The organism is Vibrio sp. 1401 (assembly GCF_033340295.1).
This window is the reverse complement of record NZ_JAWOWF010000389.1, coordinates 1-685: the sequence shown is the minus strand read 5'-3', so window position 1 is coordinate 685 and position 685 is coordinate 1. Positions and strand designations below refer to the sequence as shown.

At 46.6% G+C, this 685-nt stretch carries 2 pseudogenes; one reads left to right on the top strand and one right to left on the bottom strand.

Annotated elements, in window-relative coordinates:
* Nucleotides 1-150: pseudogene (locus R7Z77_RS25810) on the top strand (glycerol kinase); the annotation flags it as partial.
* A 127-nt stretch (nucleotides 151-277) separates the two neighbouring features.
* Here R7Z77_RS25810 and nagB read toward each other — a convergent pair.
* Nucleotides 278-685: pseudogene (gene nagB, locus R7Z77_RS25805) on the bottom strand (glucosamine-6-phosphate deaminase); the annotation flags it as partial.

Below are 685 nucleotides of genomic sequence, written 5' to 3'. Positions count from 1 at the left end.
GGAGAGACGCCAGAAAAAGAGCGAGAAGCCATTCGCGCGGTGTATCAGCAACACAACTTCAATTTGATCGAAGTAGAGCCAAGTGAACTAGACAAGCTGGATGAAGTTCTGCCAAAGCGTCTGCGCCAATTTGGCATCCAAGCGTACTGAGGTACTTCTCAAATGAATGAAGATGCTTGCGATGTGATGGTATTTGTCATGCCCAGAAACGAAAAAACCCGTGATGATTCACGGGTTTTGTATTTTTAGCGGTTATCTTGGCTCATTGCCCGAAGGATTAGAAGCCTTTGATGTTTTCCGCTTCTAGCTCAGAGAAGTACTTAACTGTCTTCACTTTAAGCTCTTGTTGTGAAGGCTCGTCACATACGATCACTGCTTTAGGGTGCAGCTGAAGAGCAGAAACTGTCCATAGGTGGTTTACACAACCTTCAACAGCCGCTTCTAGTGCAAGTGCTTTGTTGTGACCAGTCACTAGGATCATCACTTCTTCTGCGTCTAGTAGTGTGCCTACACCGATAGTCAGTGCGTATTTAGGAACTTGGTTGATGTCACCATCAAAGAAGCGAGAGTTCGCGATACGAGTATCTTCAGTTAGTGTCTTGATGCGAGTGCGAGAAGACAGAGAAGACGCTGGCTCGTTGAATGCGATGTGACCGTCGTTACCTACGCCGCCCATGAATAGGTT